The organism is Rhabdaerophilum calidifontis (assembly GCF_008641065.1).
Classification (GTDB): Bacteria; Pseudomonadota; Alphaproteobacteria; order Rhizobiales; family Beijerinckiaceae; genus Rhabdaerophilum; species Rhabdaerophilum calidifontis.
In genome coordinates this window covers 352,773-365,961 of the sequence record NZ_VTRS01000002.1, presented here as the reverse complement: position 1 = coordinate 365,961, position 13,189 = coordinate 352,773, and the positions used below count along the sequence as shown (strand labels likewise).

General features: G+C 69.2%; 12 protein-coding genes. 5 read left to right on the top strand and 7 right to left on the bottom strand.

The window, feature by feature from the left end:
* The first annotated feature begins 92 nt into the window (after positions 1 to 92).
* Entirely contained in the window at positions 93 to 1,808 is a 1,716-nt protein-coding gene (locus FWJ24_RS06415; RefSeq protein ID WP_246155571.1) for a type I secretion system permease/ATPase, read from the top strand.
* A 7-nt stretch (positions 1,809 to 1,815) separates the two neighbouring features.
* Positions 1,816 to 3,120, top strand: coding sequence for an HlyD family type I secretion periplasmic adaptor subunit (locus FWJ24_RS06410; RefSeq protein WP_150286959.1), 1,305 nt, complete (start codon positions 1,816 to 1,818; stop codon positions 3,118 to 3,120).
* 9 nt (positions 3,121 to 3,129) lie between these two features.
* On the opposite strand, the gene FWJ24_RS06405 is transcribed toward FWJ24_RS06410, so the two are convergent.
* The gene (locus tag FWJ24_RS06405; RefSeq protein ID WP_150286958.1) at positions 3,130 to 3,909 is read right to left on the bottom strand and encodes a crotonase/enoyl-CoA hydratase family protein; all 780 of its coding nucleotides are present in this window, start codon (positions 3,907 to 3,909) and stop codon (positions 3,130 to 3,132) included.
* 126 nt (positions 3,910 to 4,035) lie between these two features.
* Between FWJ24_RS06405 and acuI the strand changes: the two genes are divergently transcribed.
* Complete coding sequence (gene acuI / locus FWJ24_RS06400; RefSeq protein WP_150286957.1) at positions 4,036 to 5,085, top strand: acrylyl-CoA reductase (NADPH); 1,050 nt, start codon at positions 4,036 to 4,038, stop codon at positions 5,083 to 5,085.
* Here acuI and FWJ24_RS06395 read toward each other — a convergent pair.
* The 5 genes from FWJ24_RS06395 to FWJ24_RS06375 form a co-directional block, all read right to left on the bottom strand.
* Positions 5,080 to 5,448: a hypothetical protein gene (locus tag FWJ24_RS06395; protein WP_150286956.1), complete on the bottom strand. Its 369-nt coding sequence runs from the start codon at positions 5,446 to 5,448 to the stop codon at positions 5,080 to 5,082. The genes acuI and FWJ24_RS06395 overlap by 6 nt on opposite strands.
* 142 nt (positions 5,449 to 5,590) lie before the next feature.
* A complete protein-coding gene (locus FWJ24_RS06390) occupies positions 5,591 to 5,920 on the bottom strand; it encodes a hypothetical protein (RefSeq protein WP_150286955.1) in 330 nt (109 codons plus the stop codon).
* Between the two features lie 10 nt (positions 5,921 to 5,930).
* Positions 5,931 to 6,233, bottom strand: coding sequence for a YggT family protein (locus FWJ24_RS06385; RefSeq protein ID WP_150286954.1), 303 nt, complete (start codon positions 6,231 to 6,233; stop codon positions 5,931 to 5,933).
* 141 nt (positions 6,234 to 6,374) lie between these two features.
* Positions 6,375 to 8,348, bottom strand: a complete 1,974-nt coding sequence (locus tag FWJ24_RS06380) for a sodium:solute symporter family protein (RefSeq protein WP_150286953.1) — start codon at positions 8,346 to 8,348, stop codon at positions 6,375 to 6,377.
* Positions 8,349 to 8,360: 12 nt separating this feature from the next.
* A complete protein-coding gene (locus FWJ24_RS06375) occupies positions 8,361 to 8,615 on the bottom strand; it encodes a DUF4212 domain-containing protein (RefSeq protein ID WP_150286952.1) in 255 nt (84 codons plus the stop codon).
* Between the two features lie 522 nt (positions 8,616 to 9,137).
* Here FWJ24_RS06375 and FWJ24_RS06370 point away from each other — a divergent pair.
* Both FWJ24_RS06370 and pcaF read left to right on the top strand, forming a co-directional pair.
* On the top strand, positions 9,138 to 11,234 hold the full coding sequence (locus tag FWJ24_RS06370; protein ID WP_150286951.1) for a 3-hydroxyacyl-CoA dehydrogenase NAD-binding domain-containing protein: 2,097 nt from the start codon (positions 9,138 to 9,140) through the stop codon (positions 11,232 to 11,234).
* Positions 11,231 to 12,433, top strand: coding sequence for a 3-oxoadipyl-CoA thiolase (gene pcaF / locus FWJ24_RS06365; RefSeq protein ID WP_150286950.1), 1,203 nt, complete (start codon positions 11,231 to 11,233; stop codon positions 12,431 to 12,433). The genes FWJ24_RS06370 and pcaF overlap by 4 nt, the downstream gene beginning before the upstream one ends.
* A 9-nt stretch (positions 12,434 to 12,442) precedes the next feature.
* On the opposite strand, the gene FWJ24_RS06360 is transcribed toward pcaF, so the two are convergent.
* Entirely contained in the window at positions 12,443 to 13,189 is a 747-nt protein-coding gene (locus FWJ24_RS06360) for an SDR family NAD(P)-dependent oxidoreductase (RefSeq protein ID WP_150286949.1), read from the bottom strand.

Genomic DNA, 13,189 nt, shown 5'->3' with positions numbered 1-13,189 from the left:
AAATGTCATCGATCCCGGGCTAGGACGCAGCCGTGTCGAGTATCCAGGCAAACGCTTCGGTCGGAACGGGCGCGTCCGCGCCCGGATCCGGCGTGCGCGGCGCAGGGCTCGCCGCCGCGCTCGGTGAATGCCGCTGGGCGCTGGCGGGGATCGGCCTGTTCAGCGGGCTCATCAACATCCTGATGCTGACCGGCTCCCTGTTCATGCTCGAGGTCTATGACCGCGTGCTGCCGAGCCGCAGCATGCCGACGCTGGTCGCGCTCTCCATCCTGGCGGCGAGCCTGTTCCTGTTCCAGGCCGGGCTTGACATCGTGCGCAGCCGGCTGCTGGCGCGGATCGGCAACCATCTCGATCGCTCGCTTTCGGCGAGGGTATTCGATCTCGTGATCGAATTGCCGCTGCGGGTGCGCGGCGGCGGCGAGGCGCAGCCGGTGCGCGAGATCGAGACCATCCGGGGCTTCCTCTCCGGCGCAGGCCCGACGGCGTTCTTCGATCTGCCCTGGCTGCCGGTCTATCTCGCGATCTGCTACGCCTTCCACCCGCTGATCGGCTTCACGGCGATCGGGGGGGCGCTGGTACTGACCGCGCTCGCGCTCGGCACGGAGTTCCTCGCGCGGCGACCGGTGCGGGCGGCGGCGGCGGATGCCGGCCGGCGTCACCGGCTTGCCGCGGCGGCGCTGCGCAACGCGGAGGTGCTGGTGGCGATGGAGATGACCGGCGCCCTGCGCCGGCGCTGGATCGCCGCCTCCGACAGCCATCTCGACCACCAGGCCCGCGCGGCGGATGTCGTATCGGGATTCGGCGCGCTGGGCCGCGTGCTGCGGATGATGCTGCAATCGGCGGTGCTCGCGGTCGGCGCCTATCTGGTCATCCAGGGCGAGGCCTCGGCCGGGCTGATCATCGCGAGTTCGATCCTCACCGGCCGCGCGCTCGCGCCGGTCGATCTCGCGATCGCGAACTGGCGCGGCTTCATCGGCGCGCGCCAGAGCTGGCAGCGGCTGTCCCGGCTTCTCGAGGCGTTGCCGGCCGAGAGCGCGACGACCGCGCTGCCGCCGCCGCGCAACGCGCTCGCCGTCGAGGCCCTGACCGTGGTTCCGCCATCGGCGCAGGTTCCGGCGCTCACCGGAATCCAGTTCACGGTGAAGGCCGGCAGCGCCGTCGGCGTGATCGGTCCGAGCGCGTCGGGCAAGTCGACGCTGGCGCGGGCGCTGGTCGGGGTCTGGCCGGCGGCGCGCGGCCATGTGCGGCTCGACGGCGCGACGCTCGAGCAATGGCCGCGCGGCACGCTCGGACCGCATATCGGCTACCTGCCGCAGGATGTCGAACTGTTCGACGGCACGATCGCGGAGAATATCGCGCGGTTCGAACCGGACGCCCCGTCGGAAACGGTGATCGAGGCGGCGAAGGCGGCCGGCGTGCACGACATGATCGTCGCCTTCCCCAAGGGCTATGACACCCCGATCGGCGAACAGGGCGCGCAGCTCTCCGCCGGCCAGCGGCAGCGGATCGCGCTCGCGCGGGCGCTGTTCCGGGATCCGTTCCTCGTGGTGCTCGACGAGCCCAATTCCAATCTCGACGCGGAGGGCGACGAGGCGCTTGCGAAGGCGATCCTTGGCGTGCGGGCGCGCGGCGGCATCGTGATCGTGGTTGCGCATCGCATGGCGGCTTTGGGCGCGGTCGATCAGGTGCTGGTGCTGGCGCGGGGCAGCCAGCAGGCCTTCGGGCCGACCGACGAGGTGCTGAAGCCGAAACGCCGCGAGGGGGCCGCCACCCCGCCGCTCAAGATCATCCCCCAGGCGGGCGGCTGAGGCAGCCATGGCCGCGTCCGCTCCCGACCGAATCTCGATCCGCCGCAACCTGATCGCCGGCACCGCGCTGGCACTGGCGCTGACGCTCGGCCTCGGCGGCTGGGCCGCGACGACAGATGTGGCGGGGGCGGTCGTCGCCTCGGGGCAATTGGTGGTCGATTCCAACCTCAAGAAGGTGCAGCACCCGAATGGCGGGGTGGTCGCGCATCTCGCCGTGTCGGAGGGCGCGCTCGTCCGGGCCGGCGACGTGCTGGTCCGGCTCGACGATACCGTCGCGCGCGCCAATGCCGCGATCGTTGCCAAGATGACCGACGACCTCGCCGCGCGCCGGGCGCGGCTCGAGGCCGAGCGCGACGGCAGCGAGGCGATCCGCTTCCCGCCCGATCTTGCCGCGCGGGCGACAGACGAGGAGGTCGCGGCGACGCTCGCGAGCGAGGTGCGGCTGTTCGCCTCGCGCCGCGCCGCCCGTGCCGGCCAGAAGGCGCAGCTCACCGAGCGCATCGCCCAGCTCGGGGACGAAATTCGCGGCCATGTCGCGCTCCAGGAGGCCAAGGCGGACGAGATCGCGCTGATCGCGCGCGAACTCGAAGGGGTCCGCGACCTGTTCGAGCGCAAGCTGGTGCCGCTGGCGCGCATGACGGCGCTCGAACGCGAGGCGGCGCGCCTCAAGGGCGAGCGGGCGCAATCCATCGCTGCGGCGGCGCAGGCGCGCGGACGGATCTCCGAGATCGAGTTGCAGATCCTCCAGATCGATCAGGAGCTCAGCAGCGAGGTCGCGCGCGACCTGCGCGAGATCGAAGCGAAGATGGGGGAATTGCGCGAGCGCCGGGTGGCCGCCGAGGACCAGCTGCGGCGCATCGACATCCGCGCGCCGCAGGACGGCAAGGTGCACCAGCTCGCGGTGCACACGGTCGGCGGCGTGATCAATGCCGGCGAGCCGATCATGCTGATCGTGCCGCAGACCGAAACGCTGGCCGTGGAGGCCAGGGTGCCGCCGCAGCAGATCGAGCAGGTCCATCTCGGGCAGCGCGCCGGCCTGCGCTTCAGCGCCTTCAACCAGCGCACCACGCCCGAGATCTTCGGCGCGGTCGACCGCATCTCCGGCGACGTGACGGTCGATCCGCGCAGCGGCGCGAGCTTCTACACCGTGCGGATCGCGCTTCCCGAGGCCGAGCTGGCACGCCTCGATGCCGCCAAGCTGGTGCCGGGCATGCCGGTCGAGGTCTTCGCCAAGACCGACGAGCGGACGGTGCTCTCCTATTTCACGAAGCCGCTGCGCGACCAGATCGCGCGCGCCTTCCGCGAACGCTGACCGGGCCGGCTATTCCGCCTTCGGTTCGAGCCGCGGCGCCTTGCCGGCGAAGAATTTCTCGAGGCTCGGGCGCAGGTCGGGATTGGTCATCACCATGCCGGCGAGCAGCGATTCGGCGAACAGCCCGTCGGTGGTCGACATGTCGCTGATGCGCGCGATCCCGGTCAGGATCGCGAAATTCGTCACGTCGTAATGCTCCGCCGCCGCCTCGGCGATGGCGATCGCGCGCGCTTCCGCTTCCCCCTCGCCGACGATCTCGTGCACGAGGCCGAGATCGAATCCGCGCTTCACGTCGTAGCTGCGCGCCGCGATCATCATGTCGATCATCCGTGCGGCGGTGATGATCCGCGCGACGCGCACCGTCGCGCCGCCGCCGGTGAAGACGCCGCGCTGGCCCTCGGGCAGCGCGAAGAAGGTCGAGGGTTCGGCGACCCGAACATGCGTCGCCGCCGCGATCTCGAGGCCCCCGCCAACCACCGCACCCTTCAGCGCCGCGATGACGGGGATCGCGCCGAACTGCATCCTGTCGAAGGCGCGGTGCCAGTTCTGGCACATGCGCATGAATTCCACCGGCCCGCGATTGCGCTCGTATTGCTCCTGCAGGTCGAGGCCGGCGCAGAAATGGCCGCCGGCGGCGCGCAGCACCACGGCGCGGATCGCCGGGTCCGGCCGGTCGAAGAAGCGGTCGATCGCCGCGATGGCGGCATCGCCGAGAGCGTTGCGGCGCCCGGGGCGGTTGAGCGTCAGGAGCGCGATCCTGCCGCGGGTTTCGATCTCGATCTCTGCCATGGCTGCCCGTTCCGCATCGCGCGCCGCCGGGACTTCCGTCAACGCCCCGGCGGCGCCTAGAATGATGCATCGAGAAGTCGGCGACGGCGCAGGCGAAGTCAACCTCGCCGGGGAGGAGCATCGCAGATGGCATTTCAGGCTTTGGTCGTGGACCGGCGGGCCGATGGCGGCGTGGCGGCGGAGATCCGGAATCTGACGGATGACGCGCTGCCCGCCGAGGGGGACGTCACCGTCCGCGTCGAATATTCGACCGTCAACTACAAGGACGGGCTGTGCCTCACCGGCGGCGGCGGGCTGGTGCGCAGCTATCCGCATGTGCCGGGCGTGGATTTCGCCGGCACGGTGGCGGAATCGCGCGACCCGCGCTACCGGCCCGGCGACCGGGTGGTGCTCACGGGCTGGCGGGTCGGCGAGACCTGGTGGGGCGGCTATGCCGGTCGGGCGCGGGTGAAGGCCGATTGGCTCGTGCCCCTGCCCGAGGGGCTGACGCCGCGGCAGGCCATGGCGATCGGCACCGCCGGCCTGACGGCAATGCTGGCGGTGATCGCGCTCGAAGCGCATGGGCTCGCGCCGGATCAGGGCGAGGTGCTCGTCACCGGCGCCGCCGGCGGCGTCGGCTCGGTCGCGACCGCGCTCCTGGCGGCGCGCGGCTACCGCGTCGCCGCGGTCACCGGAAGGCCGGAACAGGCGGCCTATCTCCAGGGGCTCGGTGCCGGCCGGATCATCCCGCGCGCCGAACTCGCCGAGGCCCCCGCCCGCCCGCTGGAACGCGAGACCTGGGCCGGCGCGATCGACAATGTCGGCGGGCCGATGCTGGCGCGGCTGCTGGCGCAGATGCGATACAACGCCTCGGTGGCGGCGGTGGGGCTCGCCGGCGGCGCGGCCTTCCCCGGCTCGGTGATCCCGTTCCTGCTGCGCGGCGTCAACCTCCTCGGGATCGACAGCGTGATGAAACCCTATCCGGCGCGGATCGAGGCCTGGAACCGGCTCGCGCGCGAATTGCCGCCCGACCGGCTCGACGCGATGACCGGAGAGATCCGGCTCGAAGATCTCCCGGCGATCGCGCCGGATATCCTCGCCGGACGGGTGCGCGGCCGTCTCGTCGTCGCGATCGGGGAGGAGGCGAAGTCCGCCGGTGCGATATCCCCGCCCGACGGGGCTGCCCGGGACTTATGACAGCAGCATTGCCAGCGCCGCGCCGGCCAGCATCAGGCCGGCCGCGATGGCCGAGAACCAGGCATAGCGGAGAAACGCCTCGCGTCGCGCGCGGGCGATCAGGCCCGGCGCCAGCGCCTCGGGCGGCCGTTCGTGCTCGTCGAGCATGATCCAGACCTCGGTGGAGCGGAAGCGCGTCTCCCCCGCCCGCGCCGCCTTCAGCAGCAGGATGAAGGTCATCAGCAGCATGCCGATGCCGCCCACCTTCAGCGACAGCGCAAGCCGGTCCGCCACGCCGATCATGGTGGTGATGATCGCGATGACGCCGAAGCCGCAGCCGCGCATCACGGAAACATGGGCATGGGCGCGGATGCGATCATCCATGCGGTTACCCCGGAAATGGCCTCGGAATGCTTTCAATCCGAATTTTTGCAACCGTCCCGCCACCGCGCAAGCCCCGACCGGCCCCCAGCCAGGCGGCGGCGATCACGATGGCTTGAACCGGCATTCGGTGCCGGCTCCGGCGCTAGCCGCGGCCGAGCAGCACCGGCAGCGCGAGCAGCAGCACCCCGGCGAGCCAGATGCCGAGCGAGACCGCATCACTCTCGCGGCGCCCGGTCATGCGCTCGAACAGGGCGGCGGGAATGCCGGCGATGATCAGGCTGGTCACCGAAAGGAACAGCGAGGTGAAATAGAAGGTCAGGATCGGCGAGGAGACGATCAGCGTCGGCGTGAAGGGCCGCAGCAGGATATAGGCCGCGTCGAAATAGGGCGAGAAATGCATGCCGTTGAGCAGCGAGAATCCGGCGATCCCGACGAGGAATCCGTCCCGGCGCAGAAGGGTTTCGCGTTCCATCCCGGCCTCCTCAGCCCGTCGCCTCGGCGCCGACGCCCAGGAGGCGCGTCAGCAGGAACAGCGCCATGCGCAAGGCCGTCAGCCAGAAGATCGCGAGCACCAGCACCAGCGGCGTCGCAACCGCCGCCGGCGTGAAGAACCGCACTACCCGCACCACCGGATCCGTCACCTGCGCGAAGACACGGTTGATCACCACATCGGGGTTCGATGCGAACAAAAAGGAGAGAATGATGCGGCCGAGCAGCGTGTAGGTCAGCGCCGCCAGCACGTAGTTCGGCAGCGTGAAGGTGAGGAAACCGGGATCGTCGCCCATCGCATCTCTCATCGGAAAGGAGGTCCGGATTCCGCGCCTAGGACGCGCGAACCGGCAGGTCAAGCCGCCCGGCGCAAATACCCGGCGGGAAAAGGAAAGGGGCGGAAGCCCGCCCCTTTCCGATCGCGCGGAAGCGGCCGCTCAGGCGGTCTTCTCTTCCATCAGCGTCTGGCCGCGCGGCTTGCGCACCTCGTCGAGGAAGCGCTGCATCTCGACCGAAGGCGCAGGCGTCATCAGCGAGACGACATAGGTGACGATGAACCCGACCGGCAGCCCGAAAATGGCCGACGAGATGTTGTTCATGTTCATCCAGCCGACCTTCGACGCAAGCGGATGCGAGGCGAGCACCCAGCCATCCATGGCGCCGGGCGCGGCGAGCGCCTTGGCCATGTCCGGGATGAGCGGCGCGCCGGCCGCATTGGTCAGTGAGGTCATCCCCAGCGTTTTCACGCCGAAGCCGGGGAAATAACGTGTCACCACCAGATACACGATACAGACGCTGAAGCCCGCGATCATGCCGGCAATGGCGCCGGTGGCGTTGACGCGCTTGGACCAGACGCCCAGCACGAGCGCCGGGAACAGCCCCGCCGCCGCCAGGGAGAAGGCCCAGGACACCATGGACAGGATGTCCGCCGGTTTCGTCGAGGCCGTCCAGGCCGCGAGGATCGCCACCACGACGAGCAGCACGCGCGAGACGATGAGGCGGCGCGCCGTCGGCGCGTGCCTGTCGATCATCTTGTAGTAGATGTCGTGGCTGAGCGCGTTGGCGATCGCGAGCAGCAGACCGTCGGCGGTCGAGAGCGCCGCGGCGAGGCCACCGGCGGCGACAAGGCCGGCGATGACGTAAGGCAGCCCCGCGATTTCCGGCGTCGAGAGCACCACGACGTCAGTGTTGATGCCGAAATCCTGCCAGCGGAGGATGCCGGCATGGCCGGAGACCGCGCCGCAGGCCGCCTTGACGGCATCGGCCGAAGCCGCGGCCTTGCCGCAGATCGTCACGAGGTTGATCTTGCCCCAGCTGTAAACCCAGGCCGGGAGATCGCCGATATTCTTGCCGATCAGGGTCGAATAGACCTCGAGCTTGGAGAACGCGGCATAGGCCGGGGCCGTGAAGTAGAGCAGGAAGATGAACAGCAGCGACCATGCCACCGAGACGCGCGCCTCACGCACCGAGGGGGTGGTGAAATAGCGCATCAGCACGTGGGGCAGCGACGCCGTGCCGACCATGAGGCAGAGGATCAGCGCGAAGTAATTGCCCGTCGTGTAGGAGGTGAACGGCGCCGCATGCAGCTTCATCGTCGCCGGCGCGAGGCCGTTCTTGATGAAGCCCTGTTCGAGCGCCGCGATCTCCTGGAGCGCCTGGCCATAGGTGAGCTGCGGGATCGGCAGGCCGTATTTCTTGGCCGAGAGCAGCACCACCGGCACCAGATAGGCGATGATCAGCACGATATATTGCGCGACCTGGGTCCAGGTGACGGCGCGCATCCCGCCCAGCATCGAGCAGACGAGGATGCCGGCGAGACCGACGAACACCGCAAGTTCGAAGCTCATGCCCAGAAAGCGCGAGGCGATGATGCCGGTCGCGTAGATCTGCGCCACGACATAGGTGAAAGAGCAGCAGAGCAGCACGATCACGCCGATGAAGCGCGCGAGGTTGCCGCCATAGCGGGCCGAGAGGAAGTCCGGCACCGTGTAGGCGCCGAATTTGCGCAGGAACGGCGCGACCAGCACCGCGACCAGCACATAGCCGCCCGTCCAGCCCAGCACGAAGGCGAGGCCGTCATAGCCGAGCAGGAAGAGCGAGCCCGCCATGCCGACGAAGGACGCGCCGGACATCCAGTCCGCGCCCGTGGCCATGCCGTTGTAGAGCGCCGGGACCTTGCGGCCTGCGACGTAATATTCCGAGACCTGCATCGTGCGCGAGATGATGCCGATGAAGGCGTAGACCGCGATCGTGAAGAACACGAACAGGTAGCCGAGAATGTTGTTCGGAACCCCGAGCTTCTCGAGCAGCGCGATGAACAGCACGAAGGCGACGAAGCCGCCCGTATAGATGCCGTAGATGCGGCCGAGATTCGAGGTGAAGTCGTCACCGCCTGACGTTTTCGTAGCCATGCGCCCCTCCCCTTATTCGTCTTCCGCGACGCCGTGGTCGCGATCGATCTTGTCCTGCGCCCTGGCGAACCAGAACAGCATCACCACGAAGGCGATCAGCGAGCCCTGCGCGGCCATGTAGAAGCCGAGCGGGAAGCCCGCGATGACGATGCTGTTGAGGCTCGTCACGAACATGTGAATGAAGAAGCTGAAGAACGCCCAGAGCCCCATCATGATGAACATGAGGGTGCGCGTCTGGCCCCAATGTTGTTCGTCGCTTGGCGACATTCGTCACCTCCCTTTTGCTCTTGGTTATCCCCGGATCAAGTTCGGGGGCGAAGAACCGGCATACCCTGCAAGGAACACCCGCCCAAATTCTGAATACCGTGTAAATCCGCGCGGCACTGCCCCTACCAAGGTCTAATCCGTGGGGCAGGCAGCCTTTTGTTTGTTGCACCGCAACATTCTACGCCGTCTATATTGCAGCGCACCCAAGACGGCAATGTGATATGCTGAAAACACAGGGATCAATTCAAAGCCATGCTGTCATTCAGTTATACCGTTTGGATAACTTCGGATTTCATCGTGAGCGACTATCTCTGATTGCTCGAATCGAACTATTCTAGGCATGGGAAATGTCGGCCTGTCGCTGTTCTGGAATTCCGTTCGGTTGCTCCGGAGACCCGGCCCAGCCGTCTGGATGCCGGCTTGCCGGGCGCGCATTGTTCTTGTGTGATTTCCTCGCGTGCGTGATGTTCTTCGGCGGCCGGCATCCGCGGCCGCCGCGTCGGGTGGGGGTCGGGGCGACGGATGGCGGGACAGGTTCACCGGACGACCCACGGCCCCGTGGCACTGCTCGAGATCGACAACCCGCCCGTCAACGCCACGTCACAGGCAATCCGCCGCGCGCTGCAGGACGCGCTGATGCGTGCCGAGGCGGATCCGGAGATCGAGGCGATCGTCATCGCCGCGCGCGGCAAGACCTTCGTCGCCGGGGGCGACATTTCCGAATTCGGGCGCAAGCCGCTCGAACCGCATCTGCCGGATGTGATCAACCGCGTCGAAGAATCGGCCAAGCCGGTGGTGGTCGCCTGGCACGGCACCGCGCTCGGCGGCGGTTGCGAGATCGGGCTCGCCGCGCATCGGCGGATCATGGCGCGCGACGCGCGCGTCGGGTTGCCGGAGGTGAAGCTCGGCCTGCTGCCGGGCACCGGCGGCACGCAGCGTCTGCCCCGGCTGGTCGGCCTGCCGGCCGCGCTCGATCTCATCGCCACGGGGCGGATGGTCGATGCGCGCGAGGCGCTGGCGATCGGGCTTTGTGATCTCGTGGCCGGGGATGACCTTGTCGGCGAGGCGATCGCCCTTGCCATGAGCCTCGGCGGCAAGCTTCAGCCGCGGCTGTCGCTGCGTCCGCCGCCGGCACCGGATGCCGGGGCGTGGGAGGCGATGGTCGCGCGGGTCCGGGCGCAGGCGCGCGGACGCATTGCACCGCTGAAGGCGATCGACCTCGTCGCGCATGCCGCGGGCATGCCGTTCGCCCAGGCGCTGCGGATAGAGCGGCAGACCTTCTTAGAGCTGACGGCCTCGGAGCAATCGAAGGCGCTCCGACACCTGTTCTTCGCCGAGCGCGACGTACGGCGGGTGGCCGGCATCGAGGGCGCCCGCGCCCTGCCCGTCCGCGCGGTCGGCATCGTCGGCGCCGGAACGATGGGGGCCGGGATCGCCATGGCTTTCCTCGATTCCGGCTACGCCGTCACGGTGATCGAGCGTGAGGAGGCGGCGCTGCGGGCCGGCGCCGAACGGATCGAGAGCCTGCTCCAGCGTGCGGCGAAGGGCGGGCGCATCGATGCGGCCGGGCTTGCCGAGCGCCGGGCCCGGCTGACACTCGCGACCGAACTCGCGCGGCTCGCGCCCTGCGATCTCGTCATCGAATGCGTGTTCGAGGACATGGCGCTGAAGCAGGAACTGCTCGGCGCGCTTGAATCGATCCTGCGCCCGGAAGCGATCCTGGCCACCAACACCTCCTATCTCGACATCGAGGCGATGGCGGACGGGCTCGCGCGGCCGCAACGCTTCCTGGGGCTGCATTTCTTCTCGCCGGCCCATGTCATGAAACTGATGGAGATCGTCCGCACCCGGCGGGTCAGCGCCGATGCGCTCGCCACCGGGCTCGCCGTGGCGCGGGACCTCGGCAAGATCGCGGTGACGACCGGGGTCTGCGAGGGGTTCATCGGCAACCGCATCCTCGCCCGCTTCCGCGCCGAATGCGAATTCATGCTCGAGGAAGGCGCGATGCCCGCCGAGATCGACGCGGCGATGGAGGCGTTCGGCCTCGCGATGGGGCCGTTCGCGGTTCAGGATCTCGCCGGGCTCGACATCGCCTGGGTGCGGCGCAAGCGCCACGCGGCGACCCGCGACCCCGCCGAGCGCGACGTGCCGATCGTCGACCGGCTCTGCGAACGCGGCTGGTTCGGGCAGAAGGCCGGGCGCGGCTGGTATCGCTATGCCGAGGGCAAGCGGGTCCGCGACCCCGATGTCGAGGCTTTGGTGCGCGACCACGCCGCCTCGACCGGGCGCCGCCCGGTTCCGCTGCCGGCGGAAGCGATCCAGGCGCGGGTGCTCGCGGCCATGGTCAACGAGGGCGCGAAGCTCCTCGGCGAGGGCATCGCCGCACGGCCGCTCGATATCGACGTCGTGCTCGTTCACGGCTATGGATTTCCGGCCTGGCGCGGCGGCCCGATGCACGAGGCGGATTCGCGCGGCCTTGCGGCGGTGCTCGCCACGGCACGGGAGAACGCGCGCCGCGACGGGCGCGGCTTCGAGGTCGCGCCGCTGCTCGAGGAACTCGCCGCCTCGGGCCGCAATTTCGCCAGCCTCAACCAGCGGGAGCCGATGAGCCAGCCATGAGAGACGCCTTCCTTGTCACCGGCCTTCGCAGCCCGATCGGCCGCTATGCCGGCGCCCTTGCCGAGATCCGGCCCGACGATCTCGCCGCCCATGTCCTGCGCGCGCTCATCGGCCGGCTGCCGCCGGGGATCGATGCGGCGATCGACGAGGTGATCCTCGGTTCCGCGAACCAGGCCGGCGAGGACAACCGCAATGTGGCGCGCATGGCGGGCCTGCTGGCGGGGCTGCCGCCGCATGTGCCCGGCACGACGATCAACCGCCTCTGCGGCTCGGGGCTCGACGCGGTCGGCACCGCGGCGCGCGCGATCCGCGCCGGCGAGGCCGATCTGGTGATCGCGGGCGGCGTCGAGAGCATGACGCGGGCGCCGCTCGTCATGGGCAAGGCGCAGGAGGCCTATCAGCGCACCGCCGAAATCCAGGATACCACGATCGGCTGGCGATTCATAAATCCGTTGATGAAAACGCAATATGGCGTTGATTCAATGCCAGAAACCGCCGAAAATGTTGCCGAGGATTATCAGATCAGCCGCGCCGATCAGGATGCCTTCGCGCTGCGTTCGCAGATGCGCGCCGCCGCCGCGCAGAAGAGCGGCCGCCTCGGCGAGGAGATCGTGCCGGTCGCGGTGCCGAAGCGCCGGGGCGATCCCGTCCTCGTCGAGAAGGACGAGCATCCGCGCGAGACGACGCTCGAGAAGCTCGCCGCCCTGCCAGCGCCGTTCCGTCCCGGCGGCTCGGTCACGGCCGGCAATGCCTCCGGCGTCAATGACGGCGCGGCGGCGCTGCTCATCGCCTCGGAGGCGGGCATGGCGCGCTTCGGCCTCACGCCGCTGGCACGGATCACCGGCATGGCCACCGCCGGCGTGCCGCCGCGCGTCATGGGCATCGGGCCGGCTCCGGCGACCGAGAAGCTCTGCGCGCGCCTCGGCGTGACGCCGGCGGATTTCGACGTGATCGAGCTCAACGAGGCCTTCGCCGCGCAGGCGCTCGCCACGCTGCGGCTGCTGAAACTGCCCGACGATGCCGAGCACGTGAACCCGAATGGCGGCGCGATCGCGCTCGGTCATCCGCTCGGCATGTCCGGCGCGCGGCTGGCGCTGAGCGCGGCGATCGAACTGAAGAAACGCGCTGGCCGGCGCGCGCTGGCGACAATGTGCATCGGCGTCGGCCAGGGGATCGCGCTCGGCCTCGAACGCGTGTGACGACCGGGGTCAGACCCAGCCGCCATCCACGATCATGGTCTGCGCGGTCATGCCGGCGGCGAGATCGGAGCAGAGGAACAGCGCCGGCCCGGCGATATCCTCCGGTACGAGACGACGCTTGAGGCATTGCTGGCGCATCAGTTCGGCCTCGCTCTCCGGCGTCAGCCAGAGATCGATCTGACGCTGGGTCATGATCCAGCCGGGAATGAGGCAATTGACGCGGATGCCGTGCGGGCCGAGTTCGCGCGCGAGGGCCCGCATCAGCCCCACCGCCGCCGATTTCGCGGTCTTGTAGGCGGCGAAACTGTCCTGGCTCTGCATGTAGCTCGTCGAGCCCATGCAGACGATGGCGCCGCCGCCCGCCTCGGCCATCTCGCGCCAGAGCGCCTGCGCGGCGAAGAACTGATGGTCGATATTCGTCGCCATCCGCTCGCGCCAATAGGCGGGGGTGACGGCGTCGATCGCGTGGCGATCATCGCGCGCGGCGTTGTTGATCAGCATCCGGAACGGACCGGTCCGGGCGCGCAGCCGCGCGATCGCGCCCGGCAGCGCGTCGAGATCGCGCAGATCGGCGGGTTCGAAGGCCGCGCCGGGGCCGAGTTCGTCCGCAAGCCGCCGGCCGGCCTCGGCGTCGAGATCGAGAATGCCGACCCGCGCGCCCTCGCGCATGAAGGCCCGCGCGATGGCCTCGCCGATACCGGATGCACCGCCGGTGACGAGCACGGCTCGCCCTTCGAATTCCGGAAACCGTCTCAT

Excerpts from the sequence above, each read along its gene's own strand:
- acuI (WP_150286957.1), top strand. The coding sequence starts at position 4,036 with ATGGCATTTCAGGCTTTGGTCGTGGACCGGCGGGCCGATGGCGGCGTG.
- FWJ24_RS06390 (WP_150286955.1), bottom strand. The coding sequence starts at position 5,920 with ATGGAACGCGAAACCCTTCTGCGCCGGGACGGATTCCTCGTCGGGATC.
- FWJ24_RS06375 (WP_150286952.1), bottom strand. The coding sequence starts at position 8,615 with ATGTCGCCAAGCGACGAACAACATTGGGGCCAGACGCGCACCCTCATG.
- FWJ24_RS06380 (WP_150286953.1), bottom strand. The coding sequence starts at position 8,348 with ATGGCTACGAAAACGTCAGGCGGTGACGACTTCACCTCGAATCTCGGC.
- FWJ24_RS06395 (WP_150286956.1), bottom strand. The coding sequence starts at position 5,448 with ATGGATGATCGCATCCGCGCCCATGCCCATGTTTCCGTGATGCGCGGC.
- FWJ24_RS06410 (WP_150286959.1), top strand. The coding sequence starts at position 1,816 with ATGGCCGCGTCCGCTCCCGACCGAATCTCGATCCGCCGCAACCTGATC.
- FWJ24_RS06360 (WP_150286949.1), bottom strand. The coding sequence starts at position 13,189 with ATGAGACGGTTTCCGGAATTCGAAGGGCGAGCCGTGCTCGTCACCGGC.
- FWJ24_RS06385 (WP_150286954.1), bottom strand. The coding sequence starts at position 6,233 with ATGGGCGACGATCCCGGTTTCCTCACCTTCACGCTGCCGAACTACGTG.
- FWJ24_RS06405 (WP_150286958.1), bottom strand. The coding sequence starts at position 3,909 with ATGGCAGAGATCGAGATCGAAACCCGCGGCAGGATCGCGCTCCTGACG.
- pcaF (WP_150286950.1), top strand. The coding sequence starts at position 11,231 with ATGAGAGACGCCTTCCTTGTCACCGGCCTTCGCAGCCCGATCGGCCGC.
- FWJ24_RS06370 (WP_150286951.1), top strand. The coding sequence starts at position 9,138 with ATGGCGGGACAGGTTCACCGGACGACCCACGGCCCCGTGGCACTGCTC.